Origin of the sequence: Kitasatospora sp. NPDC093806 (assembly GCF_040683335.1) — a bacterium.
GTDB lineage: Bacteria > Actinomycetota > Actinomycetes > Streptomycetales > Streptomycetaceae > Kitasatospora.
This window is the reverse complement of the sequence record NZ_JBFBDO010000234.1, coordinates 1-3,613: the sequence shown is the minus strand read 5'-3', so window position 1 is coordinate 3,613 and position 3,613 is coordinate 1. Positions and strand designations below refer to the sequence as shown.

Sequence of the window (3,613 nt, the reverse complement as noted above, 5' to 3'; positions counted from 1 at the left end):
GCGCCGCCGCCGCGCCGACCACGGCGGCCGGTCGTGACCGCCCCGGTGATCGAGAAGCCGGCGGTCCCGGCCCCGGCCGCCCCGCAGGCGCCCGAGTCCCCCGCGCCGGAGTCCGGGACGGCGAAGGCGGACGGCTCCGGCCGGCCGCCGGGGCGGGTCCGGTTCCTCCAGGCGGCGTGGGCGGTGAGCCTGCTGGCGGCGATCACGGTCGGCTTCGTCGGCTACCTCTTCACGCTGTCGCACCTCCAGGAGAAGCACTTCCAGTCGACCTCCTACAAGACCTTCCGCGACCAGCTCGCCCAGGCGACCGCCCCGACCGGCAAGGTCGCGGACGGCTCCCCGGTCGCGCTGCTGGACATCCCGGCGATCGGGCTGCACCAGGCGGTCGTGGTGGAGGGCACCACCGGCCGGGACCTCATGCGCGGTCCCGGCCACCGCCGGGACACCGCGCTGCCCGGGCAGACCGGGGTGGCGGTGCTGTTCGGGCGCGGCGCGACCTTCGGGGCGCCGTTCGGCGAGCTCACCAAGCTGCGGGTCGGCGACAAGATCGAGGCCACCACCGGGCAGGGCAAGTTCACCTACACCGTCAACGTGTACGGCGACGAGGACCACCCGATCGCGGACCCGGCCCGCAACCGGCTGGTGCTGGTCACCGGGGACTCCGACTGGATCCCGCGCTCGACCGTGCTGATCGGCGCCCGGCTGGACGGCGACCCGGTGGCCAACCCGGGCGGCCGGCCCGCCACCGTGCCGTACGACAAGGCGCTGGCCGCCGACAAGGGCGCGCTGGCCACGCTGCAGCTGTGGATGCTCGGCCTGCTCGGCGCGGTGCTGGCCGCGCTCGTGCTGGCCCGGTACTGGCGCCGCTCGGCCGCCTACCTCAGCCTCGCGCCGGTGGTCGGCGCGCTGCTCTGGGCGGTCTACGAGAACGCCGCCGCCCTGCTGCCCAACCTCTACTGACGCGCGCCCGGAGGACCGTACCGATGACGGATGCACCGATGACCGACCTGCCGCCCAACCCCGTCCCGCCGGGGGCCGACGAGGCCACGATGACCCTGCCCGCCGCCCAGCCGGGCGCCGGGTACGCGGGCCACCCGGCCGCCGGGTACGCCGGCCACCCCGACCAGGGTGGGCAGCTGCTGTACCCGCAGGACGCGCACTACGCCGAGTACGACGACCACGGCCGGGGCGACGTGCTGGCCGGCCTGGAGACCCGCGACGTCTCCGCCTGGTTCGGCGCCCGCAAGGTGCTGGAGCGGGTCTCGCTGGCCATGCCGGCCGGCGAGGTGACCGCGCTGATCGGCCCGTCCGGCTGCGGCAAGTCCACCTACCTGCGGATCCTCAACCGGATGCACGAGATGGTCCGCGGCGCCGCGCTCTCCGGCGAGGTGCTGCTGGACGGCGACGACGTCTACCGGCCCGGGCGGCGGCCGGCCGAGGTGCGCCGCCGGATCGGCATGGTGTTCCAGCGGCCGAACCCGTTCCCGGCGATGTCCATCCAGGACAACGTCTCCAGCGGGCTCAAGCTGGCCGGGATCAAGGTCTCCAGGGACGAGCGCGAGCACCTGGTGGAGACCAGCCTGCGCCGGGCCGGCCTCTGGGAGGAGGTCGCCACCCGGCTGCACACCCCCGGCGGCTCGCTCTCCGGCGGTCAGCAGCAGCGCCTGTGCATCGCGCGGTCGCTGGCGGTCTCGCCGGACATCCTGCTGATGGACGAGCCGTGCTCGGCGCTCGACCCGACCTCCACCCGACGGGTCGAGGAGACCATCGCGGAGCTGCGCGGACGGCTCACCATCGTGATCGTCACCCACAACATGCAGCAGGCCCAGCGCGTGTCGCAGTCCTGCGCGTTCTTCCTCGCCACCCACGACACGCCCGGCCGGATCGTCGAGGCCGGGCCGACCGAGCAGCTGTTCCAGCACCCGCGCGACCAGCGGACCTCCGACTACGTCAACGGCCGCTTCGGCTAGGGCGGTCCACGCCTTCCCCGCCCTTCCCGCCCTTCCCGCTCACTCGCCGCGGTGCCGGAGCAGCTGCTCCAGCACCGCGGCGACGCCGTCCTGCTCGTTGCTCACCGTGTGCAGCGGCACCGCCGCCAGCACCTGCGGGTGCGCGTTGGCGACGGCGTAGGCGGTGCCGGCCCAGGCCAGCATCTCCAGGTCGTTCGGCATGTCGCCGAAGGCCACCACCTCGCTCCGGTCGATCCCCTGCGCGGCGCACCAACGGGCCAGCGTGCTGGCCTTGGTGACGCCAGGCGCGCTGATCTCCAGCAGCGGGATCGGCGCCGAGCGGGTGATCTCGGCGAGCTCCCCGGCGGCCTCCCGGGCCTCGCCGAGCAGCTTGTCCGGGTCCAGGTCCGGGTGCTTGGCGAGCAGCTTGAACAGCCCGCGCACCGGCCCGCCCGAGCCGAGCAGCTCCTCCGCCGGGCCGACCGGGTGGTTCTCGTCCTGGCCCCACATCCGCACCGCGTAGCCGGGCTCCCGGGCGAACCCGGCCGGGTACTCGAACGCGAACGCCGTCCCCGGCAGCTTCGCCCGCAGCCGCTCGACCACCGCCAGCGCGTCCTCGGCGGCCAGCGGGAACGACTCCAGCAGCTCGCCGCGCCGCACGTCCACCACGGCGCCGCCGTTCGAGCAGATCGCCACCCCGTGGCCGCCGATGTGCGCGCTGACCTGCTGCATCCAGCGGGGCGGGCGGCCGGTCACGAACACCACCCGGACCCCGGCGGCCTCGGCGGCGGCCAGGGCGGCGGCGGTGCGCTCGGTGACGGTGCCGCCGGAGCAGAGCAGGGTGCCGTCCAGGTCGGTGGCGATCAGCCGGGGTGCGGTGCGGGGTGTGGTCACCGCTCCATCTTCGCCCACCGGCGCCGCGAGGTCACCGGCCCGGTGGCCGGTACCGTCCCGGCACCTTTCGGACCCCGCTGCACCACTTCCGGCCGATCCGCCCGCCCCCGGGGTGTCCCACCGCCCCCGACCGGGCAGGACTCCCCACGGCAACCCCGTCGGCAGGAAGAGCCATGCCCACTCGCCAGGTCCGAGACGAGCGCCCACCGACCACCCCCGAGGACGCCCCGCCCCCGGCGCCGGCGCCGTCCCGCGAACCCGTCCTGATCGGCGACATCCTCTTCGACACCCTCGCCGACCTCGCCAGCCGCACCACCCCCACCCACCCCCTCCACCTCCCCACCCAACGCCCCCACCCCTGACCCGGGGCCCTAGGTGTTCTGTCCCGTGAGGTTGGGGACGCGGCTGGCGGGTGGTTTGCCTGCGAGTGCGGTGTGTCCGCGGTGGTGATTGTAGGTGTGGAGCCAGGCGGGGTAGGCGTCGCGGCGTTCCTGTTCGCTGCGGTAGGGCCTGGCGTAGGCCCATTCGTCGAGCAGGGTGCGGTTGAAGCGTTCGACCTTGCCGTTGGTCTGCGGCCGGTAGGGGCGGGTGCGTTTGTGCGTGATGCCCTCGGTGGCGAGGGCATCGCGCCACGGGTGCGAGCGGTAGCAGGCGCCGTTGTCGGTCATGACGCGCTGGACGGTGATCCCGGCCCGGGCGAAGAACGCGTTCGCCCGGGCCCAGAACGCGGCGGCGGTCTCCTTGCGCTCGTCGGTCAGGATCTCGCTGTA

The 3,613-nt window shown here is 74.5% G+C and carries 5 protein-coding genes; 3 read left to right on the top strand and 2 right to left on the bottom strand.

The window, feature by feature from the left end; all coding sequences use genetic code 11:
* Together AB0N76_RS39540 and AB0N76_RS39535 are read left to right on the top strand one after the other, a co-directional pair.
* The coding region (locus AB0N76_RS39540) for a class E sortase (protein WP_363565696.1) at positions 1 to 960 on the top strand (960 nt) is incomplete at its 5' end.
* 233 nt (positions 961 to 1,193) lie between these two features.
* Positions 1,194 to 1,970 carry a phosphate ABC transporter ATP-binding protein gene (locus AB0N76_RS39535; protein WP_363565697.1) on the top strand — a complete coding sequence of 259 codons (777 nt, stop codon included), beginning with the start codon at positions 1,194 to 1,196 and terminating at the stop codon, positions 1,968 to 1,970.
* Between the two features lie 39 nt (positions 1,971 to 2,009).
* Here AB0N76_RS39535 and AB0N76_RS39530 read toward each other — a convergent pair whose 3' ends face one another.
* Positions 2,010 to 2,843, bottom strand: coding sequence for an HAD family hydrolase (locus tag AB0N76_RS39530; protein ID WP_363565695.1), 834 nt, complete (start codon positions 2,841 to 2,843; stop codon positions 2,010 to 2,012).
* Positions 2,844 to 3,016: 173 nt separating this feature from the next.
* Here AB0N76_RS39530 and AB0N76_RS39525 point away from each other — a divergent pair, with 173 nt between their 5' ends.
* Positions 3,017 to 3,205 (top strand): hypothetical protein, encoded by a 189-nt coding sequence (locus AB0N76_RS39525; RefSeq protein ID WP_363565694.1) that lies wholly within the window; start codon positions 3,017 to 3,019, stop codon positions 3,203 to 3,205.
* Between the two features lie 9 nt (positions 3,206 to 3,214).
* Here the strand turns inward: AB0N76_RS39525 and AB0N76_RS39520 are convergent.
* On the bottom strand, positions 3,215 to 3,613 hold a 399-nt coding region (locus AB0N76_RS39520; protein WP_363565693.1), incomplete at its 5' end, for an integrase core domain-containing protein.

What these genes read in the sequence shown, in the direction of transcription:
- AB0N76_RS39525 (WP_363565694.1), top strand. Translation starts at nt 3,017, where the DNA reads ATGCCCACTCGCCAGGTCCGAGACGAGCGCCCACCGACCACCCCCGAG.